General features: G+C 64.9%; 19 protein-coding genes and 1 tRNA gene. 8 read left to right on the top strand and 12 right to left on the bottom strand.

The window, feature by feature from the left end:
* The first annotated feature begins 51 nt into the window (after positions 1-51).
* The 3 genes from CFB40_RS21930 to CFB40_RS21915 all read left to right on the top strand — a co-directional run bounded on the left by CFB40_RS21930 (position 52) and on the right by CFB40_RS21915 (position 5,363).
* Positions 52-663: an ankyrin repeat domain-containing protein gene (locus tag CFB40_RS21930; RefSeq protein WP_089432370.1), complete on the top strand. Its 612-nt coding sequence runs from the start codon at positions 52-54 to the stop codon at positions 661-663.
* 717 nt (positions 664-1,380) lie between these two features.
* A complete protein-coding gene (locus CFB40_RS21920; RefSeq protein WP_089432369.1) occupies positions 1,381-3,213 on the top strand; it encodes a S53 family peptidase in 1,833 nt (610 codons plus the stop codon).
* A gap of 449 nt (positions 3,214-3,662) precedes the next feature.
* Complete coding sequence (locus CFB40_RS21915; protein WP_089432368.1) at positions 3,663-5,363, top strand: DUF3300 domain-containing protein; 1,701 nt, start codon at positions 3,663-3,665, stop codon at positions 5,361-5,363.
* 137 nt (positions 5,364-5,500) lie between these two features.
* Here CFB40_RS21915 and CFB40_RS21910 read toward each other — a convergent pair whose 3' ends face one another.
* Positions 5,501-6,151, bottom strand: a complete 651-nt coding sequence (locus tag CFB40_RS21910) for a pyridoxamine 5'-phosphate oxidase family protein (RefSeq protein ID WP_089432367.1) — start codon at positions 6,149-6,151, stop codon at positions 5,501-5,503.
* Positions 6,152-6,463: 312 nt separating this feature from the next.
* On the opposite strand from CFB40_RS21910, the gene pdxR reads away from it, so the two are divergent.
* Positions 6,464-7,930 carry a MocR-like pyridoxine biosynthesis transcription factor PdxR gene (pdxR, locus tag CFB40_RS21905; protein ID WP_089432366.1) on the top strand — a complete coding sequence of 489 codons (1,467 nt, stop codon included), beginning with the start codon at positions 6,464-6,466 and terminating at the stop codon, positions 7,928-7,930.
* Between the two features lie 22 nt (positions 7,931-7,952).
* Here pdxR and CFB40_RS21900 read toward each other — a convergent pair whose 3' ends face one another.
* The 7 genes from CFB40_RS21900 to CFB40_RS21870 all read right to left on the bottom strand — a co-directional run bounded on the left by CFB40_RS21900 (position 7,953) and on the right by CFB40_RS21870 (position 16,621).
* Entirely contained in the window at positions 7,953-9,503 is a 1,551-nt protein-coding gene (locus tag CFB40_RS21900; protein ID WP_089432365.1) for a phospholipase D family protein, read from the bottom strand.
* Between the two features lie 260 nt (positions 9,504-9,763).
* A tRNA-Ile gene (locus CFB40_RS21895) sits at positions 9,764-9,839 on the bottom strand.
* Positions 9,840-9,968: 129 nt separating this feature from the next.
* The gene (gene rpoD / locus CFB40_RS21890; RefSeq protein WP_089427997.1) at positions 9,969-12,389 is read right to left on the bottom strand and encodes an RNA polymerase sigma factor RpoD; all 2,421 of its coding nucleotides are present in this window, start codon (positions 12,387-12,389) and stop codon (positions 9,969-9,971) included.
* Between the two features lie 88 nt (positions 12,390-12,477).
* A complete protein-coding gene (dnaG, locus tag CFB40_RS21885; protein ID WP_089433274.1) occupies positions 12,478-14,355 on the bottom strand; it encodes a DNA primase in 1,878 nt (625 codons plus the stop codon).
* A gap of 70 nt (positions 14,356-14,425) precedes the next feature.
* A complete protein-coding gene (locus tag CFB40_RS21880) occupies positions 14,426-14,872 on the bottom strand; it encodes a GatB/YqeY domain-containing protein (protein WP_089427999.1) in 447 nt (148 codons plus the stop codon).
* 208 nt (positions 14,873-15,080) lie between these two features.
* Positions 15,081-15,293, bottom strand: a complete 213-nt coding sequence (gene rpsU, locus CFB40_RS21875; protein ID WP_006479415.1) for a 30S ribosomal protein S21 — start codon at positions 15,291-15,293, stop codon at positions 15,081-15,083.
* Between the two features lie 107 nt (positions 15,294-15,400).
* Positions 15,401-16,621, bottom strand: a complete 1,221-nt coding sequence (locus CFB40_RS21870) for an NAD(P)/FAD-dependent oxidoreductase (RefSeq protein ID WP_089428000.1) — start codon at positions 16,619-16,621, stop codon at positions 15,401-15,403.
* A gap of 130 nt (positions 16,622-16,751) precedes the next feature.
* On the opposite strand from CFB40_RS21870, the gene tsaD reads away from it, so the two are divergent.
* Positions 16,752-17,792, top strand: a complete 1,041-nt coding sequence (tsaD, locus tag CFB40_RS21865; RefSeq protein ID WP_011355802.1) for a tRNA (adenosine(37)-N6)-threonylcarbamoyltransferase complex transferase subunit TsaD — start codon at positions 16,752-16,754, stop codon at positions 17,790-17,792.
* 98 nt (positions 17,793-17,890) lie between these two features.
* On the opposite strand, the gene folE2 is transcribed toward tsaD, so the two are convergent.
* The gene (gene folE2, locus CFB40_RS21860) at positions 17,891-18,700 is read right to left on the bottom strand and encodes a GTP cyclohydrolase FolE2 (RefSeq protein WP_089428001.1); all 810 of its coding nucleotides are present in this window, start codon (positions 18,698-18,700) and stop codon (positions 17,891-17,893) included.
* Positions 18,701-18,786: 86 nt separating this feature from the next.
* Between folE2 and CFB40_RS21855 the strand changes: the two genes are divergently transcribed.
* A complete protein-coding gene (locus tag CFB40_RS21855) occupies positions 18,787-19,839 on the top strand; it encodes an RNA-guided endonuclease InsQ/TnpB family protein (protein ID WP_089433273.1) in 1,053 nt (350 codons plus the stop codon).
* Positions 19,840-20,010: 171 nt separating this feature from the next.
* Here CFB40_RS21855 and dxs read toward each other — a convergent pair whose 3' ends face one another.
* From dxs to CFB40_RS21840, 3 genes are all read right to left on the bottom strand, one after another.
* The gene (gene dxs, locus CFB40_RS21850) at positions 20,011-21,915 is read right to left on the bottom strand and encodes a 1-deoxy-D-xylulose-5-phosphate synthase (protein WP_089432364.1); all 1,905 of its coding nucleotides are present in this window, start codon (positions 21,913-21,915) and stop codon (positions 20,011-20,013) included.
* An 81-nt stretch (positions 21,916-21,996) separates the two neighbouring features.
* Complete coding sequence (locus tag CFB40_RS21845; protein ID WP_089428003.1) at positions 21,997-22,881, bottom strand: polyprenyl synthetase family protein; 885 nt, start codon at positions 22,879-22,881, stop codon at positions 21,997-21,999.
* On the bottom strand, positions 22,878-23,171 hold the full coding sequence (locus CFB40_RS21840; protein WP_027791079.1) for an exodeoxyribonuclease VII small subunit: 294 nt from the start codon (positions 23,169-23,171) through the stop codon (positions 22,878-22,880). The genes CFB40_RS21845 and CFB40_RS21840 overlap by 4 nt, the downstream gene beginning before the upstream one ends.
* A 270-nt stretch (positions 23,172-23,441) precedes the next feature.
* Here CFB40_RS21840 and CFB40_RS21835 point away from each other — a divergent pair, with 270 nt between their 5' ends.
* Both CFB40_RS21835 and CFB40_RS21830 read left to right on the top strand, forming a co-directional pair.
* Positions 23,442-24,548, top strand: coding sequence for an aromatic ring-hydroxylating oxygenase subunit alpha (locus CFB40_RS21835; RefSeq protein ID WP_089428004.1), 1,107 nt, complete (start codon positions 23,442-23,444; stop codon positions 24,546-24,548).
* 117 nt (positions 24,549-24,665) lie between these two features.
* A complete protein-coding gene (locus CFB40_RS21830) occupies positions 24,666-25,535 on the top strand; it encodes a sulfurtransferase (RefSeq protein ID WP_089428005.1) in 870 nt (289 codons plus the stop codon).
* Positions 25,536-25,567: the final 32 nt, after the last annotated feature.

Here is a 25,567-nt window from a genome sequence, read left to right as displayed (position 1 = left end):
TGCGGGGTTGCGCCGCGCACGTCGACCTTACCCACCCATCAGGACATCCTCATGCAATCCGAACGCCTGACGCGCGCGATCCGCTCCACCGCAACAGCCCTGGTGCTGGCCGCGCTCGCCGGTTGCGCGCACCTTCCCGACCAGCCGGCGTATGCGCCGGCCGACCCTGCCGCGCTGCGCCGCTACGACGGCGACTGGTTCGACGCTGCCCGCGTCGGCCGCGTCGACATCCTGCGCGCATTGCACGACGCCGGCTATCCCGTCGATGCCACCGACAGCCATGGCTTTACGGCCGTGATACTCGCGTCCTACGACGGCCAGCCCGCCGCGCTCGACTACCTGCTGTCGGCCGGCGCAAACGCATGCGCCGGCGACCGCCACGGCAACACGGCGCTGATGGGTGCCCTCTTCAAGAACGAACCCGACATCGCGCGGCGCCTGATCGACACGCCATGCCCGATCGACCAGACGAACGGCGCCGGGGAAACCGCGCTGGGATTCGCCACGCTGTTCAATCGATTCGACCTGATTCCGCTCCTCGTCGCGCGTGGCGCGAATCCGAATCATGTCGATCGGCGCGGTCAGTCGCTGCTGCAGCTCGCGCGGTCGCACGACAACACGGAAGCCGTGGACGCGCTGCGGCATGCAGGTGCGCGGCAGTAGCTTCATGCCCTGCTTCCTGATGCCCGCGTGCTCGCCTTGCTTCACCGCGACCCAGCGATTCGAGTCACGCCTCGAACACGATCGGCGAATTGCGCCCATTACGCATCAAACCGGAAATGATCGGCAATTCGCATTCCGCATTACTTTCTGTGGCGGCCTCGAATATTACAAAACACTGCCAATATTTTCAAAAACATTGCGCCTATTCGCTTTAATTTAGTTTCATATAATCAAAAAAAGTTTGACACCTCGCTTTCGTTCTTGATACCGTCCGATGCAAGCAATCTGACGAATTGCTCACTACGCAATCGCTTCCGCTCGACGTTTTTTCGCTTTCGCCGCACCGCAGTGCTCGCCGCCGGCCGCATCGTTCACGCGCCGACGCATGCAACATCCCGACGCATCTCATTGGACAACTGCCATCCGGCAGCGGGCCGAAGGATCGAATCAAATGAGCAGGACAACGAAACTGTTGCTCTAGCAACCCCGCCCGCGTCACGTCCGGCGCAGTTGCGTCGTATCGCGGCGCAGCCTTCCCGTTACCGCATTTTCCGTATTTCGCCCCCGGAGAAAAGACACCGTTCCGGACCGGGCGAAAGGCCCTGTCGCGTCCGTGCCATCCGCACGCATGCGACAGAAATCGGCGGTGCATGACCCGCACCGCTGTCGACCGTTGTTGTTCGTGCTGTTCGATGTTCAACCGGAGGGGTAATTCAAATGAATCAGGTTGCAGACAAGAATCAAAAGCACAATCGCTTCGTCAAACTCGCATTCGCCGCCGCGGCAGCCGCATCGTTCGGCATGGCGACCGCCCATGCCGCGCCTGCGGCCGGCTGGACGGAAACGCACACCAAGGGTTTCCTGCCGCTCGTGCAGCAGAGCGAAGCTGGTACGGCCGGCGCGCCCGCCGCGAGCACGGCCGCGGCTGCAGCAGCCGCCGTCGAGATGGCGCCGGGCGAGTCGGTGGACATCGTGCTCGGGCTGAACCTGCGCAACGAGGCGCAACTCGACCAGTTTCTGCACGACCTGCATACGCCTGGTTCGCCGCACTACCGGCAGTTCCTCACGCCGGCGCAGTTCGCGTCGCAATATGCGCCGACCGACCAGCAGGTCGCCTCGGTCGTTGCGCATTTGCGCAAGGCAGGCTTCGTGAACATCGTCGTCGCGCCGAACCGTCTGCTGATCTCCGCGTCCGGCACCGCGGCCACCATCAAGTCCGCGTTCCGCACGACGCTCAAGCGCTTCACGCGCAACGGCCGCAGCGTCTACGCGAATACCGACGCCGCGCAAGTGCCGAACGCGATCGGCGGCGTCGTGGGTTCGGTGCTGGGCCTGCAGAACGTCGAGCTGATGCACACGGGCGCGGGCAGCCAGCCGCAAGGCAACACCAGCAACCTGACGATTCCGGCCGGCGCATCGGCGGTGCCGCACAACCCGACCGAATTCTCGTCGATCTACGGCGGCGACGGCACGCCGACCGCGTCGCAGACCACCGTCGGCATCATCTCTGAAGGCGACCTGTCGCAGACGGTGAGCGACCTCAATACGTTCGCCGCAAACAACAGCCTCGGCACGATCAGCAGCAGCATCGTGAAGACGGGCCCGTCCGGCAGCGCGTACACCGACACCGACGGCACCGTCGAATGGAACCTCGACAGCCAGTCGATCGTCGGCGCGGCCGGCGGCAGCGTGAAGCAGGTCGTGTTCTACGTCGCGCCGTCGATGACGCTCACGGCGATCACCGCCGCGTACAACAAGGCCGTGACCGACAACGTCGCGAAGGTGATCAACGTGTCGCTCGGCGTGTGCGAATCGTCCGCGAACAGCACCGGCTCGCAGGCCACCGACGACACCATCTTCAAGCAGGCAGTCGCGCAGGGGCAGACCTTCTCGGTATCCGCCGGCGACCATGGCGCGTACGAATGTGCGAGCGGCACGCCGTCGCGCTCGACCTACACGGTGAGCGAGCCGGCAACATCGCCGTACGTGATCGCGGTGGGCGGCACGACGCTGTTCACCAATACGTCGACCAACGCGTACAACAGCGAGATCGTCTGGAACGACCCGAGCTGGCAGCCGGGCACCGTGTGGTCGACGGGCGGCGGGTACAGCAAGTACGAAGCCGCGCCGTCGTGGCAATCGTCGAGCCTCACGGGATCGACCAAGCGCGCACTGCCCGACGTCGGCTTCGACGCAGACCTGCGCACCGGCGCGATTCTCGTCGTCAACGGCCAGACGTCCGACACGCTGTGGGGCTCCGGCTACCTCAACAACGAAGGCGGCACGAGCCTCGCCGCGCCGATCTTCACGGGCATCTGGGCGCGCCTGCAGTCCGCCAACAACAATGCGCTCGGGTTCCCCGCGTCGAGCATCTACAAGTACTTCCCGAGCAACGCGGCACTGCTGCACGACGTCACGTCCGGTAACAACGGCAGCGGCACCTACGGCTACAAGGCGAAGGCCGGCTGGGACGCGACGACGGGCTTCGGCAGCGTGAACATCTCGAAGCTGAACACGTTCATCCAGAGCACGTCGGATTTCGCACGCTGATGGAAAGATGACCGCCCCGGTTCCGCATGCGCACCACAGCGCATATATGGAACGGGATGTGATCGCTTGAAAAACCCGCGAGGGCCGCAAGGCCTTCGCGGGTTTTTTGTATTCCGCGCGATCTCGAGGCGCAGCCTCCGGCGCGATGATGCCCTCGCCAACCTTGCAATCGTTGCGCAAGCAACTTTCATGTCCATTACCCGAGTAGTGCCGGCCCGCTTACGGACTGCAAGGTACACACTGTTACACAACGCGCAGACAACTTCCGCGCGTGTCGTGCGTTTAACTGGATATATCGATTCGTCGCGGGACAGCCCCCTGCGAGCACGACCCTGCCGCCGGCCCCGGCCGATGCCCCCGGAGCATGCGCTGACGGCCGCGGCACAGTGCTCAAGCCGATCGCGCGGCCCGCGTGCCTGCCAACGCCGACACAACCCCGAACGAACAACATGAACAACACACGTGCACAACGCCCCGTCAGAACGCTGATCGCATCGTCCCTCATCGTGTCGCTGCTCGGCCTCTCGGCCTGCAACAAGAACGGCGACAGCAGCGCCGCCACTCCGGCCAGCGACGCAAGCGCGGCCGCCGCGGCGCAGCCCGCCTCGACGCCCGTCGCCTACACGCCGCCGACTGCCGACCAGCTCTACCAGATGGTCGCGCCGATCGCACTGTTCCCTGACAAGCTCGTCGCGCTGGTGCTTGCGGGTGCAACCTACCCGGACCAGGTCACGGCCGCCAATAACTGGGTCATGCAGAATCCGTCGTTGAAGGGACAGCCACTCGCCACCGCCGCCGATACGCAGCCATGGGATCCGTCCGTCAAGGCATTGACCGCGTTCCCCGCGGTGCTGTCGCAGATGGCATCGAACCCGGCCTGGACCACCTCGCTCGGCCAGGCGTACTACAACGATCCGACCGACGTGATGAACGCGATCCAGGTGATGCGCCAGCGCGCGCAGACGTCCGGCCATCTGCGCTCGGGCGGCCAGATGCGGGTGACGCAAGTCGCGCAGGCCGCACCGACCGGTTATACGCCGGCTACCGACGCGCCCGCGGTCTATTCCGGGCCGGCGATCGTGCCGCCTCCCGCGCAGGCCATCGAGATCGAATCGGCACAGCCCGAGGTCGTCTATGTCCCGTCGTACAACCCGACGGTCGTCTACGGCGAGCCGGTTTCGGCCTACCCCGGCTACGTGTACCGGCCGCCTTCATACAGCACGGGGGAAGTCGTTGCCGCCGGCGTGATCACGTTCGGCGTCGGCATCGCCGTCGGCGCCGCGATCTTCGGGCACCACGACTGGGGCTGGCATGCATGGGGCATGAACTGGGGCGCACCGCGTCCGGAAGGCCCCGGCTGGAACGGCGGCTGGCAGCGCCCGGCCGTGGTGTACAACCACACCACGTACGTGTCGAAGTCAACCACCGTGATCAACAACATCACCAACATCCGCAACATGCGAATCACGAACAACTACGGCGGCAACGTCACCAACAATACGACGAACACGACGATCGAACGCAACACGATGCAGCCGGGCGCGGAACCGATGCGCGGGCAGGACATGGCGCAACACCCGGGCGCCGTGCCGATGACGATCCCGCACTTCGGCGCGAACGACGCGCGCGCCGGCGTGCGGCCGTCGCCCGGCGCGTTCGCACAGAACCGTGCGAACGAACCGCATACCGAAGCACCGGCGCAACATGCGCCCGGCGTGATGCGCGAGGAGCGGCAGCAGGCCATGCAGCAGGCGCACGCCGCGCAGGAAAATCGCGCGGCCGCCCAGCAACAGCAATTGCAGCAGCAACGTCGCAACGAGGCTCAGCAACAACGCGAAGCGATGCAACAGCACAACGCAGTACAGCAGCAACGCGAGGAAATGCAGCAACACAGCGCCGCAGAACAACAGCAGCGCGAGGCATTGCAGCAACACAATGCGGAGCAGCAACGGCAGCGCGAAGCCATGCAGCAACGCACCGAGACTCAGCAGCAAGTGCGTAAAGAGGCGCCACCGCACAACGAAGCGCAACCGCAGGAACACGCTGCAGCGCAGCCGCGGCAATCGGCCCCCGAGCACGCACCCGCACCGCATCCGCACCCTGCGGAGCCGCATCCGCCACACGAGACGCACGAGCATCGCACCGAGTGATATGCACGCCGTGACGGCAGCGCGGTATTCGCACTGCCGGCTGGCGAAACCGCATCTCGTTGCCGTGCGAACGCAGCTCGGCGCAACCTTCCGCGCGCCACCATTCTCAGCGAAACCGCACGGCCCTGCCGTGCAACTTACGCCTCCCAGTTCCTGACGTAATCCGGCACCGGTACGCTGCCCTCGGCATGGACCGGCGCACCGCGCGTCATCTTCAGCGGCAGGATCCCCGTCCAGACAGCGAACGCGAGATCTTCGTCCTTGTCGGACGGCATTGAGTCGCTGACCTTCACGGCTGCTTCCGCAAGCGCAATCCGCAGCACGCTGGTCGCGTTGATTTCCTTGTCGTTGCCGGGCCGCGCGTCATGCTTGCGACCGGGCGCGATCTTGTCCATCAATGCATCCAGCGCCGCCAGCTTGTCCGCACGGCCCTCCACCATCTCGAACCGCCCGTAGATCACCGCGGATCGATAATTCATCGAATGGTTGAAAGCCGATCTGGCCAACACGAGACCGTCCAGCAACGTCACCGCGACGGAGGCCGGCATGCCCGCCGCCAGCGCCTTGATCATCCGGCTGCCGTTCGACCCGTGAATATAGAGGTGATCGCCCCGTCTCCAGTGCGCGGTCGGGATGCAGTGCGTGTCCTCGCCCGAACCGAATGCGATGTGGCACACGTAGGCCTCGTCCACGATGCGATGAAGCGTCTCGCGACCGTGGCTTGCCAGTTCCGGCAGGCGGCGAATGGTAGTGCGGGACGTGGGGGAGATGACGGTCTGGTCTTTCATGTTTCGTTTTCCTGTTTGCACGCCCTGGCGCGCAGCGAGCGGCCCGCGTTTCGGCCAGGCGCAGGCACTCACTCGAAATATCTTTGCACTACGAAGTTAATAGAATTGAACGATACAGCTTTGCACGCGCGAATGACCGGTCGATCAGCCCATCGACAGTCTCTGGCCAAATCAATCAAAATACGCGCGCGGCTATCCGTGACGATCGCTGGACATGCCCGCGCACCGGCCGGCGCCACGGGAACGTGAACGATACGACGCGCGTCGCATCTTCAAAAGAACCAGCTCACCCAAAAATTCTGGAACCAGCCCATGGATCTCGCGCTGCTCGTCTCATCGCTTTCCAGACAGGACGGCACGACACGCCACAGCCAGCAGGAAGCCCTCTACCGGAGCCTGCGCAACATGCTGCTGGACGGGCACATCCCGCCCGGCACGCGGCTCGTATCGACGCGCGTGCTCGCGGCCGAGCTGGGCATCGCGCGCAACTCGGCGGTCTATGCGTACGAGCGCCTTGCCGAGGAAGGCTTCGTGGCGGCCACGCGCAACGGAACGATCACGCTATGGGACGGGTGCGGCCGTTCTGGCGCAGGGCCCGAACGCGGCCCGGCCCCGGTTCGATTGTCCGAGCGCGTACATGGGCTGGAGAACGCCGATCCCGAACCCGAACGCATGCTGCCGTTCGTTCCCGGCCTCCCTTCGCTCGATGAATTCCCCGTCGCCCAATGGCGCCGTTGCATCGAACGCGCGTGGAGAGTCATCCAGCCCGCTCAGCTCGCCTACGGCCCGGTCGAAGGGCTGCCCGAATTGCGGCGTGCCGTGGCCGCCTACATCCGGGTCTCGCGCGGCGTGCGCTGCGAAACAGGCCAGGTCTTCATCACCGACGGCACGCAAAGCAGCCTCGAACTGTGCGCGCGCATGCTGGCGAATCCTGGCGAATATGGCTGGCTCGAGAACCCCTGCTACAACGGCGCCCGAACCGCATTCCGGTCGACCGGGCTGGAGCTCGTGCCGATCGAGGTCGACCACGAAGGAATGGCACCAACCGACGAACAATGGCACACCCGGCCGCCCCGGCTGATCTATACGACACCGTCGCACCAGTACCCGCTCGGCGCGCTGATGAGCCCCAGTCGGCGCGCAGCGCTCGTCGAGCACGCACGTGCGTGCGGCGCGTGGATCATCGAGGACGATTACGATAGCGAGTTCCGCCACGGCGGCCAGCCGCTGCCCGCGATCCAGGGCCTCGATGCCGACGCACCGGTCTGCTATCTCGGCACCTTCAGCAAGACGATGTTTCCCGCCCTCCGGCTCGGCTTCATGGTGGTTCCGTCGATTCTGGTCGATCGCTTCACCCGCACGCTGCGCGAACTCGTCCATCGCGGCCACTCGGCCGATCAACTGGCGATGGCCGAATTCATCGACACCGGCCTCTTTGCACGACACCTGCGCAGGATGAGGACGCTGTACGCCGAGCGTCGGAGCAGCCTCGAAGCCGCACTCGCCCGCCACCTCGGCACCGTGCTGAGCGTTCGCGAAAGCCCGGGCGGCATGCATCTGTCGGCCGATCTCGCGATGCCGCTGCACGATACCGATGTCGCCCGCGCCGCAGCCGCGCATGGCCTGCTTCTTCAGCCGCTGAGCAGCTATCGGGTCAGCGACGGCCGGCCGTACAACGGCTTCGTGCTCGGATACTCGGGGCTGAGCGACACGACGATAGAGACCGCGACGAGGCAGCTCGCGGCCGTCATCGAGCAGCACGGCCGCACGGGTTCCTGAATGTCGCGCGCGGCATCGTCGCTCACAGTTGCGACTCGAGCGGAAACAGCCCGAGAAACCAGACTTCCATCCGCCGCGGGACCGAAACTTCCGGCTCGCGATCGACTTCCGTGACCTTCCCGTCCGAATCGGTCTGAATCCACTTGAGCCGCCCGTTGCCCGCCGGATCGGTTCTCAGCTCGACACGCCACGCAATTCGATCGAGCCGTCCGTCCAGATTGTCTGCCACTTGCGACGCAATCGCCGGACTCTCGCAGTAGACGCCGATCTCCGTATTGAGGTTCAGCGAGCGCGGATCGAGATTCATCGATCCGATGAAAATGCTCTTGCGGTCGAACACGTAGGTCTTCGCATGCAGCGATGCACGCGACGAGCCGATGATCACCTTCTTCGAAATGCTCTTGTCGCCCGACGGCCGCCGTTCGTAAAGCCGCACGCCGGCCGCCACGAGGTCGCTGCGGTATCGCCGGTAGCCTGCGTGCACGGCCGCCACGTCAGTCGACGCGAGCGAATTGGTCAGCACCGTCACACGTACGCCGCGCGCCGTGAGCGCGCGCAGCCGCGCGACGACCTCCTTGCCCGGCACGAAATACGGCGACACGATCAGCAAGTCATGCTCGGGCTGTAACGCGAGCGCCCGCAATTGCGGCATCAGGTGCCCGTCGCTGTCCTTCGGCGCGTGCGCGATCTTCGACGGATCGTCATACAGCACCGTCGCGTGACCCCACGACAGTTCCGTGCCTTCCCCGTGAACGATCCGGTCGAGCCGTTGCCTCGCCTCGAGCACGTACGGATTGTCCTCCATGGTCCTCAGGTAGTCGCGCAACCGTTCGCGCTCGCGGTCCAGCCCGCCCGGCGCCGCATCGTGCCCGACCAGCGCACTGATCGGATACGCGTACGGGGAATTCCAGAACGTGTCGAATTCGGTCGAGATGTTCTTCACGACCGGGCCATGGACGACGACGTCGAGATCGCCGAACTCCACCATCGACGATGCGCCGAAATACTCGTCGCCGATATTGCGGCCGCCGACGATCGCCGCCTGGTTGTCCGCGATCATCGCCTTGTTGTGCATGCGCCGGTTGACGCGCGAGAACTCGAACACCGTGCCGATCTTCTTGAACCGGCGCGTGGCGACCGGATTGAACAGCCGGATCTCGATGTTCGGATGCGAACTGATCTCGAGCAGCTTGCGATCGTCCGCGTTCGTGCCGAGATCGTCGAGCAGCGCACGCACGCGCACGCCGCGATCGGCCGCGCGAATGATCGCATCGGCCAGTTCGTGCCCGGTCAAGTCGTCATGCCAGATGTAGTACTGAAGATCGATCGAGCGGTCCGCGCGATCGGCGAGCAACACGCGCGCATCCAGCGCGTCGACCGGATCGGTCAGCAGATGAAACGCGTCCTGCCCCGGATGCGTACTGGCCTGCTGCTGGAACGCGACGCCCAGCCGCGTGTTGTCCGTATCGGTGTACGCGTGCGTCGGCGCGCGATCTGCCTGCGGCGGCAGGCTCGCGCATGCAACGAGCGCCAGCAACGAAAGAAGCGCACCCCACGAACGCAGCATGGTCATGATTGCCGTCCCACTCCCGGCCGAAGTCTGTTTGTTCTCGCCGCCGGATGGATCGCGGGGCTGTTTGGCTTGCCTTGGGCCGCAATCGGTATCGCGTGTGAAACGGCCGCGCTACAGCATACTTCGATTGACGGCGACGCGGCACCCTCTCGGTACTTTCCTGATCACGACATGGGTCACGCGCCCACGCAAAGAAAAACCCGCGACGCATGAAGCCATCGCGGGTTTTCGGCATGCCACGCGAACGCGCGCATGAAATCTGGTGGGCCCGGCGGGGTTCGAACCCGCGACCAATCGATTATGAGTCGACTGCTCTAACCGCTGAGCTACAAGCCCTGATGAGAAGCGAAGCGTGTCACACGCTGCCCCGACGACGAAGCCGGGCCGGCATTGTAACAACAAAGGAGAGAAACGCCACCGGCATCACGCGGATGCCGGCGGCGTTCGCAGGAGAGACGCTGGAAATCAGTTCCCTTCGAGGAACGACTTCAGCTTGTCGGAACGGCTCGGATGACGCAGCTTGCGCAGCGCCTTGGCCTCGATCTGACGGATCCGCTCACGCGTGACGTCGAACTGCTTGCCGACTTCCTCGAGCGTGTGATCGGTGCTCATCTCGATACCGAAGCGCATCCGCAGCACCTTCGCCTCGCGCGGCGTCAGCGAATCGAGCACGTCCTTCACGACGTCGCGCATGCTCGCATGCAGCGCGGCATCCGCCGGCGCGACCGTGTTGGTGTCCTCGATGAAGTCGCCGAGATGGGAATCGTCGTCGTCACCGATCGGCGTTTCCATCGAGATCGGCTCCTTCGCGATCTTCATGATCTTGCGGATCTTGTCTTCCGGCATCTCCATCTTCTCGGCGAGCGTTGCCGGATCCGGCTCGAGACCGGTTTCCTGCAGGATCTGCCGCGAGATGCGGTTCATCTTGTTGATCGTCTCGATCATGTGAACCGGAATACGGATCGTGCGCGCCTGGTCCGCGATCGAGCGCGTGATGGCCTGGCGGATCCACCACGTCGCATAGGTCGAGAACTTGTAGCCACGACGGTATTCGAACTTGTCCACCGCCTTCATCAGGCCGATGTTGCCTTCCTGGATCAGGTCGAGGAACTGCAGGCCGCGGTTCGTGTACTTCTTCGCGATCGAGATCACGAGACGCAGGTTCGCCTCGGTCATTTCGCGCTTCGCCTGGCGCGCCTTCAGTTCGCCGGCCGCCATCTGGCGGTTGGTTTCCTTCAGGTCCTTCAGCGGCAGCACGACGCGCGCCTGCAGGTCGAGCAGGCGCTGCTGCTGTTCGCGGATCGCCGGGATGTTACGCGACAGCACCGCGCTGTACGAATGGCCTTCGGCCATGATCTTCTCGGCCCAGTCGAGATCGGTCTCGCTGCCCGGGAAGCGCGCGATGAATTCCGAGCGCGGCATGCCGCACTTGTCGACGACGATGTGCAGGATCTGACGTTCGACCTGACGCACTTCGTCCACCTGCGCACGCAGCGTGTCGCACAGGCGTTCGACGGTACGCGCGGTGAAGCGGATCGTCATCAGTTCGGTCTGGATCGTTTCCTGCGCCTTCAGGTAGGCCTTCGACTTGTAGCCTTCCTTTTCGAATGCGCGGCGCATCTTGTCGAACCACTCGCTGATCTGCGAGAACTTCTCGAGCGACGCACGCTTGAGGGCTTCGAGCTGGGCGGCGTTGGCCGATGCCTGCGCGGCACCGTCATCTTCCTCCTCTTCCTCTTCTTCCTCTTCCTCTTCGGCTTCCTCGTCCTCGTTCTCGATGGCTTCCGCTTCCTTCGCGGAGAAGCCGTCGGTATCGGCGGAGTCCGAAGCATTCGGATCGAGCAGGCCGTCGACGAGCTCGTCGACGCGGATCTCTTCGTTCGCGACGCGTTCGGCCATCGCGAGGATGTCGGCAATCGTCGTCGGGCACGCGGAGATGGCCATCACCATGTGACGCAGGCCGTCCTCGATCCGCTTCGCGATCTCGATTTCGCCTTCGCGCGTGAGCAGCTCGACCGTGCCCATTTCACGCATGTACATCCGGACCGGATCGGTCGTGCGGCCGAATTCCGAATCGACGGTGGACAGCGCGACTTCCGCTTCCTCTTCGACTTCATCGTCCGACGACGCGGCGGGCGCGTTGTCGTTCAGGAGCAGCGTTTCCGCGTCCGGCGCCTGCTCGTAGACCGCCACGCCCATGTCGTTGAACGTGCCGATGATGCCTTCGAGGGCTTCGGTCTCGGTGAAGTTGTCCGGCAGGTGGTCGTTGATTTCGGCGTACGTCAGGAAGCCGCGCTCCTTGCCGAGCTTGATCAGCGCGCGCAGTTTCACGCGGCGCTCTTCGAGCTCCTCGGCCGTACCCGGCGTGCTCGTCGCGAACGCTTCCTTCAGTAGCGCCTTTTCCTTGGCGCGACGATCGCGCACCTTGGATTTGCCCGGGGCAGCCGCCGCTGCTGCGGGCTGCTCGTCGCTCTGATTTGCGTCGTCTTCGACGGATACTTCGTTCAGCTTTTTGGTCATGGAGTTCGCCGTACCGGCTATATCGACTCGCGGCTGCTGGACGACAGCCGGTTGAACCGTGGGTGCATGAGTAGTACGTACTGCCGTTTCGTCCGCGGCGGCAGTCGTGTCCCTTGCGCTTTTCGCACTTGCCCGCTTCGCCGCCGGCTTGGCCGGCCCGGAGTCGGGTCTGGCGGCAGCCCGTGTTCTGGCTGCCGGCGCCGGCGCAGCCTGAGCAGTGCCGGCCGCGGTTTTCTTTCCTGCCGGGGCTGACGTGGCTGAAGACGTTGTCCTGGTGGAAGAAGCAGACTTGGCCGCTGTGACCTTTTTGGTCGGCTCCGTCGAGCCCTTGCCTGTTGCTTTCTTTCCGCCTGTCGTCTTTGCCATCGCGATTCTCGCCTCTGCTTAGAAAACAAACCGCTGGAAACCTTATATTATAGCACGCTGGGGAGCCCTCTCTAAGCTCTCCAGCCGCCTACAGCCCGAGCCGACGCTTCATGTCGGTCCGCTGCTGGTTCAATTCCGTCAATTCGGCCAATTCCTCGGGTGTGAAGGTAGATTGCCGCGCCAGCCTGTCAAGCCGGTCGCAACAAGCGTCGTAACGCATCTTGAGCACCGCCGCCTGCAGTTCCTCCCCCGCGATCCGTTCCTGTTCACGCTGCCGCTCGGGCACCGTCTCGTCTTCCGGATTCTGTAACAGCAAGTCGCGGACGTTTTCATCATAGTCCAGAATTTCGCGGAAGATTTCCTCGTAAGTCGCTCCATTCGAGGACGTCCGCAGGACATCCGACAGCAGCCGGAACTCCGCGCCTTCGCCCAGCGCGCGCGCATGATCGACGACTTCCGCGAACAGCTCGCCGATGCGCGGCAATGCGCGCAGGGTCGCCAGCTGCTCATCGTCGAGCTGCGACGCGATGCGCGGATGCATCACCAGCGTGCGCAATGCACGCTTTTCACTGTCCGTCACGCGGCGCCGCTCGCTGCGCGGGGGCGCCTGGCGCGGCGGTGCCGCGATCCGCGTATCGACGTCGGACAGCGCCGCGACCTCTTCGAACGGGATATCGAGGCGGTCGGCGAACATGTGCATGATCTGCGCGCGCAACGCGTTCGCGGGCAGCGCCTGCAACAACGGCTTCGCATCGAACAGCGCCTTCGCGCGGCCTTCCGGCTGATCGAGCGCCTTGCCGGCAATTGCTTCGTTCAGCAAAAATTGCGACAGCGGCATCGCGCGCTCGACCTGCTCGGAGAACGCCGCCTCGCCGAACTCGCGCACATAGCTGTCCGGATCGTGCTCGGCCGGCAGAAAAAGGAACCGGATCGTGCGGTTGTCCCCCGCATGCGGCAGGCAGGCCTCGAGCGCTCGCCGGGCCGCGCGCCGCCCGGCCGAATCGCCGTCGAAGCTGAAAATGACCGTATCGGTCTGGCGCAGCAGCTTCTGCACGTGAATCGGCGTGCACGCGGTGCCGAGCGTCGCGACCGCGTTCGGGAACCCGAGCTGGGCGAGCGCGACGACGTCCATGTAGCCTTCGACGACCAGCACGTACTTGCGCTCGCGAATCGCGAGCCGCGCCTCGAACAGGCCGTACAGCTCACTGCCCTTGTTGAACAGCGGGGTTTCAGGCGAGTTCAGGTACTTCGGCTCGCCGCTGCCGAGCACGCGCCCGCCGAAGCCGATCACCTGGCCCTTCACATTGCGGATCGGGAACATGATCCGCTCGCGGAACCGGTCGTAGCGGCGCGCAACGCCCTGCGCATCGGTCTTCTCGCTGACGATCACGAGCCCCGACTCGACGAGCGACTCGTCGCGATAATCCGGGAACGCGGCCTCGAGGTTCTGCCAGCCGTCCGGCGCATAACCGAGCCCGAAGCGCGCGGCAATCTCGCCGGTCAGGCCCCGGTTCTTCAGGTACTGGATCGCGACGGTCGCGCCGCGCAACTGCTTGCGGTAGTAGTCACACGCGGCGGTCATCGCATCGGACAACGCAGTCGCGACCGATTTCGACACCGGCGCCGGATAGTCACCACCACCGCCGCCGCCCCCACCGCCGCCACGCATCGACGGCTCGTGCGGCACGGTCAGCCCGACGGACTGCGCGAGATCCTGCACGGCCTCCGGGAACGTGAGCCCCGCGTGTTCCATCAGGAAGCCGATCGCGGTGCCGTGCGCCCCGCAACCGAAGCAGTGATAGAACTGCTTGGTTGGACTAACGGTAAACGACGGGCTCTTCTCGTTGTGGAACGGGCACAGCCCCATGAAATTGGCGCCGCCCTTCTTGAGCTGCACGTACTTGCCCACCACGTCGACGATATCGACGCGGTTCAGCAAGTCCTGCAGGAACGAATGCGGAATCACCGTGGGATCGAGCGAAAAAAGACAATACGACACCCCGGCGCACGCACCGCGCACGCCGGGGAAACAGGTGTTACTTCGTGAGCGCGGCCTTGACCAGCGCGGAAATGGCCGTCATGTCGGCGCGGCCGGCGAGCTTGCCCTTCAGCACGCCCATCACCTTGCCCATGTCCTGCGGGCCGGCGGCGCCCGTCTGCGCGACCGCTGCCTGCACTTCGGCGGCCACCTCGGCCTCCGACAGCTGCTCGGGCATGTAGCCGCTCAGCACGACCAGTTCGGCCTGCTCCTTCGCGACGAGGTCGTCACGGCTGGCTGCCTGGAACTGGCTGATCGAATCCTTGCGCTGCTTGATCATCTTGTCGATCACGGCCGTGATGCCCGCATCGTCGAGGGTGATCTGATCGTCGACTTCGCGCTGCTTGATCGCGGCCATCAGCAGGCGAATCGTTGCCAGGCGCTCGCTGTCCTTCGCGCGCATCGCGGCCTTCATGTCTTCGCTGATCTGCTCTTTCAAACTCATCTTTCACCCGGGAAGGAAACGTGAATCCGACGCCCGCCAAGGGCGTCAACACAAAAACCCGCTTGGGACAATGTCTCAAGCGGGTTGCTCGAATCCGGCATCGGCGGCTCGCCCGATCGGTCGCACGATCATGCTCGATCTTTCGCGATCACCTGATCGCACGGAGTCGCCGGTGCGCCGCTCAGCGAACCGCGCGGCGCCCAATCGTTCAGTACAGCTTCTTCGGCAGTGTCTGGCTGCGGATGCGCTTGTAATGACGCTTCACTGCAGCAGCCTTCTTGCGCTTGCGCTCCGCGGTCGGCTTCTCGTAAAACTCGCGCGCACGAAGCTCGGTCAACAGACCATTCTTCTCGATCGTACGCTTGAAGCGACGCATTGCAACTTCGAACGGCTCGTTCTCTTTAACGCGAATGATCGTCATGATCCGACACGAATAAAGGTTTGCAGGGAAAGACTACCGAGTATAGCAGAGCGATTGTCTAAAGGCACGGGGCCCGGCCCCGCCAAAACGGCGTCGCCCCAGCCCCGTTAGGCGCCGCGCGCATACTCCGCCGCGGCCTGTCCGGCCGCCGTGCCGGACGCCCACGCCCACTGGAAGTTGTAGCCGCCGAGCCAGCCCGTCACGTCCACCGCCTCGCCAACGAAGAACAGCCCCGGTACGCGCGCGCTCATCATCGTCGCCGACGACAGGTCGCGCGTATCGACCCCACCCTTCGTCACTTCGGCCTTCTTGTAGCCCTCAGTGCCGTTCGGCGTCAGCGTCCAGCCGGACAGCGCGTCGCCGATCTGGCGCAGCGTCTTGTCGGGCAGGTCCGCGAGCCGCGCGTCGGCCGCGACGCGATGCGTGTCGAGCCACGCATGCGCGAGGCGCGACGGCACCCAGTCGGCGAGCAGCGAACCGATCTGGCGCTTCGACGTGCGCTTCGCGTCGAGCAGGTCGGCCACCGTGTCGCGCTGCGGCAACAGATCGACGCGAATCGGGTCGCCGGGCTGCCAGTAACTCGAGATCTGCAGGATCCCGGGCCCGGACAGGCCACGATGGGTCAGCAGCAGGTCCTCGACGAATTCGCCGCCGCGCTTCTTGTCGCCGGTCGATACGCGCACCTCGAGCGATACGCCGGACAACGCCGCGAACGGCTCCCAGTCCTGCTGCGCGAACGTCAACGGCACGAGCGCGGGCCGCGTATCGATGAGCTTGTGGCCGAACTGCTTGGCGATCCGGTAACCGAAGTCGGTCGCGCCGATCTTCGGGATCGACAGGCCGCCGGTCGCGATGATCAGTGCGCGCGCACCGATCGTCCCCGCCTGCTGCGTGTCGAGCGTGAAGCCGTCGGACGGCGCGTGGCGCACCGCGTCGACGACGACGGGCCGGCGCCACGCGATACCGCCCGCGTCGCACTCGTGCTTCAGCACGTCGATGATCGCGTCGCTGCCGTGGTCGCAAAAGAGCTGGCCCTTGTGCTTTTCGTGCCAGGTCACGTGATGGCGCTTGAGCAGCCCGAGGAAGTCGCGCGGCGTATAGCGCGCCAGCGCCGAGCGCGCGAAATGCGGATTCGACGACAGATAGTTGTCGGGGCCGGCGTACAGGTTCGTGAAGTTGCAGCGGCCGCCGCCCGAGATGCGGATCTTCTCGGCGAGCCGCGGCGCGTGATCGATCAGCACGACGCGGCGGCCGAGTTGCCCGGCCACCGCGGCGCTCATCATTCCGGCGGCGCCCGCGCCGATCACGGCGATGTCATAAGTTTCCATGGCGCGGATTGTACCTGCCCGGCATCCGGCCCGGGCCGCTGCCAGCGGGGGCAGGCCCTCGCCTGCTATACTTTCCGGTTACGTTGACCTTCCTGCGGCGCGCCCGATACGGCGTGCCCTGCCCGTACCCATGCTCGTTCTCGGCATCGAAAGCTCCTGTGACGAAACCGGCCTCGCGCTCTACGACACGCAGCGCGGCCTGCTCGCGCACGCGCTCCACTCGCAGATCGCCATGCACCGCGAATACGGCGGCGTCGTGCCCGAGCTCGCATCGCGCGACCACATCCGCCGCGCGCTGCCGCTGCTCGAGGAAGTGATGGCGCAAAGCGGCACGCGCCGCGACGACATCGACGCGATCGCGTTCACGCAGGGCCCCGGCCTCGCCGGCGCGCTGCTGGTCGGCGCGAGCATCGCGAATGCGCTCGCGCTCGCCTGGAACAAGCCGACCGTCGGCATCCACCACCTCGAAGGCCACCTGCTGTCGCCGCTGCTCGTCGACCAGCCGCCGCCGTTCCCGTTCGTCGCGCTGCTGGTGTCCGGCGGCCACACGCAGCTGATGCGCGTGACCGACGTCGGCGTGTACGAGACGCTCGGCGAAACGCTCGACGACGCGGCCGGCGAAGCATTCGACAAGACGGCCAAGCTGATCGGCCTTGGCTACCCCGGCGGCCCGGAAGTGTCGAAGCTCGCCGAAACCGGCACGCCGGGTGCGGTCGTGCTGCCGCGCCCGATGCTGCACTCTGGCGATCTCGACTTCAGCTTCAGCGGCCTGAAGACGGCCGTACTCACGCAGATGAAGAAGTTCGAAGCGGCGAAGCTCGAAGGTGAAGCACTCGAACGCGCGAAGGCCGACCTCGCGCGCGGCTTCGTCGACGCGGCCGTCGACGTGCTCGTCGCCAAGTCGCTCGCCGCGCTGAAGAAGACGAAGCTCAAGCGCCTCGTGGTCGCGGGCGGGGTCGGCGCGAACCGCCAGCTTCGCGCCGCGCTGTCGGCCGCGGCAGCCAAGCGCGGCTTCGACGTGCACTACCCCGATCTCGCGCTTTGCACCGACAACGGCGCGATGATCGCGCTGGCAGGCGCGTTGCGGCTCGGCCGCTGGCCCGAGCAGGCGAATGCCGACTACGCGTTCACGGTGAAGCCGCGCTGGGATCTCGCGTCGCTCGCGCGCTGAGCCGCGCCGCGCACGCGACGCAACGCCGCACCGGCAAACAGGAAGGCCGCTCAATTTTGAGCGGCCTTTCTTCATCGACGCGACAAAACGCCGCAGCGTTATGCAGCCAGTCGCTTGTCGCGTTCGATCAGCGCATACGCGCTGTGATTGTGGATCGACTCGAAGTTCTCGGCTTCGAGCACGTATGCCACCACACGCTCGTCCGCATCGAGACGCTGCGCGACGTCACGCACGAGATCCTCGACGAACTTCGGGTTCTCGTAAGCGCGCTCGGTGACGAACTTCTCGTCCGGACGCTTCAGCAGGCCCCACAGCTCGCACGACGCCTCTTCCTCGGCGATGCGGATCAGCGCCTCGACCGGCAGGTCGGCCGCGAGCTCCGCGTCGATCGTCACGTGCGAACGCTGGTTGTGCGCGCCGTACTGCGAGATCTTCTTCGAGCACGGGCACAGGCTCGTCACGGGCACGAGCACCTTCAGGAACAGGCGCGTATCGCCGTTGCGGCTTTCGCCCGCGAGCGTCACTTCATAATCGAGCAGGCTCTGCACGCCCGACACCGGCGCCGTCTTGTTCACGAAGTACGGGAACGTGACTTCGATGCGACCGGCTTCGGCTTCCAGCTTCTCGAGCATCGATGCGAGCATCGCGCGAAAACGCTCGACCGTCAGCGGTGCACGGTTCTCTTCGAGCAGCGCGACGAAGCGCGACATGTGCGTGCCCTTCTGGTCGGCCGGCAGGCGGACATCGAGGTTCCAGACACCGACGGTCGGCTGCACGTCGCCGCTTTCGGTGCACACCGTCAACGGATGCCGGACCGCCTTCACGCCCACACGCTGAATCGGAATCTGGCGGGTATCCACCGTGCTCTGCACGTCGGGCATCACGAAGGCGGGATTCATCTGGTTCATCTGTTACTCCGAGAAACCCCGCCACTGATGGCGGGAAGGAAAAGAGCGCCGTCGACAGACGACGTTCCATCGTTAGAATGACCGGCATGATTCTTGTCTATCGCTACCGGGTGAAATCGCTCAACGGACTGCTTAACAAGCAGAGCCGCGCGGTGAACTACGTCTGGAACTTCTGCAACGACACGCAAAAGCATGCGCTCAAGTGGCGCAAGAGGTGGCCGTCGGGATTTGATCTGAACGTGCTGACCACCGGTAGCAGCAAGGAACTCGGTATACACTCCGGCACGATCAACGCGACGTGCGAGCAATACGCGAAGTCGCGTAGCCAGCGCCGTCGGCCCTACCTGCGCTATCGCGGCAGGAAATCGCTCGGCTGGGTACCACTGAAGGGGCGTGATCTGAAACGCGAGGGCGACGCGTTCCGTTTCGCCGGCAACACTTTCCGCGTATTCAGCAGCCGCCCGCTTCCCGACGGCAAGGTCAAGGACGGAACCAACTTTGCGCAGGATGCGCGCGGCAACTGGTTCCTGAACATCGTGATTGAAATGCCCGATGTCCGGGCGCGCCCGATCGGTTCCGGTGTGAGTATCGATCTCGGCCTGAAAGATTTCGCCACACTTTCGACCGGCGAGAAGCTGCCCAATGACCAGTTCGGTCGACGCGCGGCGGAAAAGCTGGCGAAAGCGCAACGGGCGCGAAAGCACAAGCTGCATATCGCGAAGCTGCACGCCAAGGTGGCGAACGCCCGTGCCGATTTCCAACACAAGCTCGCGCTCGATCTGGTGCGGCGTTTCGATTACATCGCGGTCGGCAACGTGTCGGCCGCGAAGCTCGCCAGAACCAGGATGGCGAAGAGCGTCTACGACGCATCCTGGTCGTCTTTCCGAAACAGGCTCCGCTACAAAGCGATCGCGCACGGAGTCACGTTCGAGGAAGTCGACGAAAGCGGTTCTACCCAGTCCTGTTCGTCGTGCGGGTCGAAAGACAGCAAGACGCGGCCGAAAGGTATCGCAGGACTGCGAATAAGAGAGTGGACCTGCAGTGAATGTGGTGTCGTGCATGATCGCGATGTCAATGCGGCTCTGAACATTCTCCGATGCGGACGTGCATCGCCAGTCGTGGGAATCGCTCGCCTTTAGGCGGGGGAGGACGTCAACTTGTTCAATCCTTGTAAGCCGCGCGTTCGACGACGCGCACGCCGCGTCACGCGGCAGCCGGAAAAGCAACATGGGCCCGCAGGCCCATGTTTTCCGCATCAATGAAGACCGGTTGCGCCAGTCGCACCGACACCGCCCGCGGGCGGCGCCAGCTTATGCGACGCGCTTCGCCTGACCGGCGACGTCGGCCGCCGGATTCAGAAAGCGTTCGCGAATCGATTTCGCGATACCCGCGCCGTCGAGACCGCATTGCGACAGCAGCTTCGCGGGGTCGCCGTGATCGATGAACAGGTCAGGGAGACCCAATTGTAGTACGGGTCGGATAACCCCACTCTCCATCAGGGCTTCCACGCAGGCCGAGCCCGCGCCACCCATCACGCAGCCTTCCTCGACCGTGACGACGTAGTCATGCGTCTCGGCGAGTTCGCGCACGAGCGCCGCATCGATCGGCTTCACGAAGCGCATGTTCGCGACGGTTGCGTCGAGCTCCTCGGCCGCGGCGAGCGACGGCGCGACCATCGTGCCGAACGCGAGGATCGCGACGCGCTTGCCTTCCGGCTGCGACGTCTGGCGACGCACTTCACCCTTGCCGAGCGGGATCTCGGTGAATTCCTTCACCGTCGGCACGCCCGTGCCCGCGCCGCGCGGATAGCGCACTGCGGTCGGGTTCGGCTGCTGCAGCGCCGTGTGCAGCATCTGGCGGCATTCGTTCTCGTCGGACGCAGCCATGATCGTCATGTTCGGGATGCAGCGCATGAACGCGAGATCGTACGCGCCCGCGTGCGTCGCACCGTCCGCGCCGACGAGGCCCGCGCGGTCGATCGCGAACACGACCGGCAGGTTCTGCAGCGCGACGTCGTGGATCAGCTGGTCGTATGCACGCTGCAGGAACGTCGAGTAGATCGCGACGACCGGCTTGAGGCCTTCGGTTGCCATGCCGCCCGCGAACGTCACCGCGTGCTGCTCGGCGATGCCGACGTCGTAGTAGCGATCCTTGAAGCGCTTCTCGAACTCGACCATGCCCGAGCCTTCGCGCATCGCGGGCGTGATGCCGACGACGCGCGTATCGCGCTCGGCTTCGTCGCACAGCCACTCGCCGAACACCTGCGTGTACGTCTTCTTCGCGGGCGTGGTCGACGGCTTGATGCCTTCGGCCGGGTTGAACTTGCCGGGGCCGTGGTAGAGCACGGGATCGGCTTCGGCGAGCTTGTAGCCCTGGCCTTTCTTCGTCACCACGTGCAGGAACTGCGGGCCGCGCAGTTCGCGGATGTTCTGCAGCGTCGGGATCAGCGAATCGAGATCGTGACCGTCGATCGGGCCGATGTAGTTGAAGCCGAACTCCTCGAACAGGGTAGCCGGCACGACCATGCCCTTCGCGTGCTCTTCGAGCTTGCGGGCAAGTTCGAGCACCGGCGGCGCAACGCTCAGCACGCGCTCGACGCCTGCGCGCGCAGCCGCATAGAAGCGGCCCGACATCAGGCGTGCGAGATGGCGATTCAGCGCGCCGACCGGCGGCGAGATCGACATGTCGTTGTCGTTCAGGATCACGAGCACTTTCGCATCTTCCGACACGCCCGCGTTGTTCATCGCCTCGAACGCCATGCCGGCCGTCATCGCGCCGTCGCCGATCACGGCGATCGAGAAGCGGTCATCGCCGTTCAGCTGACTGCCGATCGCCATGCCGAGCGCGGCCGAGATCGACGTGCTCGAGTGCGCGGTGCCGAACGTGTCGTATTCGGACTCGCTGCGGCGCGGGAAGCCCGAGATGCCGTCCTGCTGGCGCAGCGAATGCATCTGGTCGCGGCGCCCCGTCAGGATCTTGTGCGGGTAGGTCTGGTGGCCCACGTCCCAGACGATCCGATCGTTCGGCGTGTTGAACACGTAGTGCAACGCGATCGTCAGCTCGACCGTCCCGAGGTTGGACGACAAATGGCCGCCCGTCTTCGACACGCTGTCGAGCACGAACGCGCGCAGTTCATCCGCGAGCGGTTGAAGTTGGCGACGATCGAGGCGGCGCAAATCCGCCGGGTCGTCGATGGTTTTCAGCAAGTCGTACATCGTCGTTCCATTGTAGGAAATCAAACGCGCCCGCATTCTGATGCACGCACCGTAGCATGTGCGCGGCGGCGGGCTTTCGCGTCAGCTGACCCGGTTCACTACCAGGTCGGCAAGTTCGGCCAGACGCTGTGCGCGCGCGCCGAACGGTTTCAGCGCGTCGTGCGCTTCGGCGCGCAGTTGTGCTGCGAGCTCGCGCGACGCGTCGAGGCCGAGGATCGATACATAGGTCGGCTTGTCATTCGCCGCATCCTTGCCGGCCGTCTTGCCGAGCGTCGCCGAATCGGTCGTGACGTCGAGAATGTCGTCGACGACCTGGAAGGCCAGACCCACGGCCCCCGCGTATACGTCGAGCGCCGCCATCGTTTCCGCGGACGGCGTCTCGCCGGCCAGCGCGCCCATCCGCACGGCCGCGCGCAGCAGTGCGCCCGTCTTCTTCCGGTGCATCGTCTCGAGCTGCTCGAGCGTCAGCTTGAGGCCGACGCTCGCCAGGTCGATCGCCTGCCCGCCGGCCATGCCGATCGAGCCGCTTGCGAGCGCCAGCTCGCGCACGAGCGCGGCCTGCTGCGCCGGCGACAGCGCGGCGGCATCGGTCAGCGCAACGAACGCCTGCGATTGCAGCGCGTCACCGACCAGCAGTGCCGTCGGCTCGTCGTACTGCACGTGCACGGTCGGCTTGCCGCGACGCAGCGCATCGTCGTCCATGCACGGCATGTCGTCGTGCACGAGCGAGTAGACGTGGATCATCTCCAGTGCCGCCGCCGCCGCGTTGCGGGCCGCTTCGGTCGCGCCGGTCAGTTCGCCTGCTGCATGGCACAGCAGCGGGCGAACGCGTTTGCCGCCGCCGAGGACCGCATAGCGCATCGCCTCGTGGAGTTTCTCCGGCACCGCGGTTTCAGCGGGCAAATAGTGGCCGAGTGCGTCCTCGACACGGTCAAGCACGGACCGCATCCATTGTTCGAATGTCATAGATCGTCGTCTTCGCCGTCCGTGGCGGCCGTTCCGGACGAAAGCGGCTTCAGCGTCGCGCCGTCGAGCACGCGAACCTGCTGCTCCACTTTCTCGAGCTGCTGTTGGCAAAACGCAACGAGGGTCGCACCGCGGCGATACGCCGTCAGTGAATCCTCGAGGCTCAACGCGCCGCCTTCCATCCGGGCAACCAGCGTCTCGAGTTCCGCGAGCGCCGTTTCGTAATTGTCCGGCAACGGTTCGGTACCATTGCCGGGCGGCGTGGCGCCTGGGGATGCGGTTTTCGCCATGGACGAGGGTGTCAAATTTCAAAACAAGTCGGACATTCTACGGCAAAAGAGAATTTTCCGACCTGCCGTCGTGGCACCCGGGTACATCTTCCGGCCCCACCTTCGACACACATTGTGCGCCTTCCGATTGTCGCCCGACAAAAAATTGACACAAATCAGGCACTTAATCCTAGCCTTGCGAGGCGAACCGGGTATAATTCCCCGTTTCCCTAAATCGATTTTTCGATGGTTGGGTTGTTCACTGCTTTCACGCTAACACCGGGAGTGGGAATGTCCAATCTGAGCGATGCGCTTCAGTTGAAGTCGGCTCACAGCCAGCTTCCAGTCACTGCATATTTCGATGAGGCGTTGCTCCAGCGCGAGATCGAAACCCTCTTCAAGAAAGGACCTCGTTACGTCGGGCACGAATTGATGGTGCCCGAGGCGGGGGATTATTTTGCGCTGCCGTCCGAGCAGGAAGGCCGCGTGCTGGTTCGCAACCAGGCGAACCAGATCGAACTGCTGTCGAACGTGTGCCGCCACCGGCAGGCGATCATGCTCAATGGGCGCGGCCACACGCAGAACATCGTGTGCCCGCTGCACCGCTGGACCTACGATCTGGAAGGCGAGTTGCTCGGCGCACCGCACTTCCCCGACAAACCGTGCCTGAACCTCGGCAAGAGCCCGCTGCAGAACTGGCAGGGGCTGCTGTTCGAGGCCGAGGGCCGGAATGTCGCGCGCGACCTCGCCAATCTCGGCACGAAGCATCACTTCGACTTCTCCGAGTACCTCTTCGATCACGTCGAAGTGCACGAGTGCGATTACAACTGGAAGACGTTCATCGAGGTCTATCTCGAGGATTACCACGTCGTCCCGTTCCACCCGGGCCTCGGCAGCTTCGTGTCGTGCGACGACCTCAAGTGGGAGTTCGGCGACTGGTACAGCGTGCAGACGGTCGGCGTGCACAACGCGCTCGCGAAACCGGGCAGCGCGACTTACCAGAAATGGCACGAGCAGGTGCTGAAGTTCCGCAACGGCGTGCCGCCGGAGTTCGGCGCGATCTGGATGGTCTACTACCCGGGCCTGATGATCGAGTGGTATCCGCACGTGCTCGTCGTATCGTGGCTGATTCCGCGAGGCCCGCAAAAGACGACCAACATCGTCGAGTTCTATTACCCCGAGGAAATCGCGCTGTTCGAACGCGAGTTCGTCGAGGCCGAACGCGCCGCCTACATGGAAACGGCCGTCGAGGACGACGAGATCGCGATGCGGATGGACGCAGGCCGCCATGCACTGATGGCACGCGGCGAGTCGCAGGTCGGTCCGTACCAGAGCCCGATGGAAGATGGCATGCAGCACTTCCACGAGTTCCTGCGCCGCCACCTCGGCGACATCTGATAACTGGTGCGGCGCTTTGACGCCGCACGGTATCCGGCAGACGAAAAGACGGGCTTCGGCCCGTCTTTTTTTGTTTAGACTTGGAATGTCAGGCCATTCGCACTCCAGGGAGCCGTCATGCCACACACTCACTACACCACGCTCATCTCCGCCGCCAATCTCGCCGAGCGCCTGGCGGCGGCGCCCGGCAGCGTCGCGCTGTTCGACTGCCGCTTCGATCTCGTCGATCCCGCCGCCGGCGAAGCCGCGTATGCGGCCGGCCATATCCCCGGCGCCCAGTATCTCCATCTCGACCGCGACCTGTCGGGCCGCAAGACGGGCACCAACGGCCGCCATCCGCTGCCGACCCGCGACGCACTCGCCACGCTGCTCGCGAGCCGCGGCCTCAAGCAAGGCCAGCAGGTCGTCGCGTACGACGCACAAGGCGGCGCCTATGCGGCGCGCCTGTGGTGGCTGCTGCGCTGGCTCGGGCATGATTCGGTTGCCGTGCTCGACGGCGGCCTGCAGGCCTGGGAAGCAGCCGGCCAGCCGCTGACGGCCGACGTACCGCACCCGCCAGCCGGTGATTTCCGTGCGGCCGCGCCGCTCGAATCGACAGTCGACGCGGCGGCCGTGCTCGCCAACGTGAACGCACCCACGCGTGTCGTGATCGATGCGCGCGCACCCGATCGCTACCGCGGCGAAAACGAAACGATCGATCGTGTGGGCGGCCACATCCCCGGCGCGCGCAACCGCTTCTTCAAGGACAACCTGACCGCCGACGGCCGCTTCAAGACCGGCCATGAACTGCGCGAGGCGTTTTCCGCCGTGCTGGCGGGCACCGAACCGAATCGCGTGATCCTGCAATGCGGCTCCGGTGTCACCGCATGCCACAACGCACTGGCGCTGGAAGTTGCGGGCCTGCACGGCGCATCGCTGTATCCGGGCTCGTGGAGCGAGTGGAGCGCGGACCCGTCGCGGCCGATCGCAACCGGCCCGACGCCGTAAGCGCCGGCGCGGCGCAGTCACAACGAAGCGGC

Source organism: Burkholderia sp. AU31652 (genome assembly GCF_002223155.1).
GTDB lineage: Bacteria > Pseudomonadota > Gammaproteobacteria > Burkholderiales > Burkholderiaceae > Burkholderia.
The sequence above is the reverse complement of the archived record's forward strand: the minus strand, read 5'-3'. Positions and strand labels throughout refer to the sequence as shown.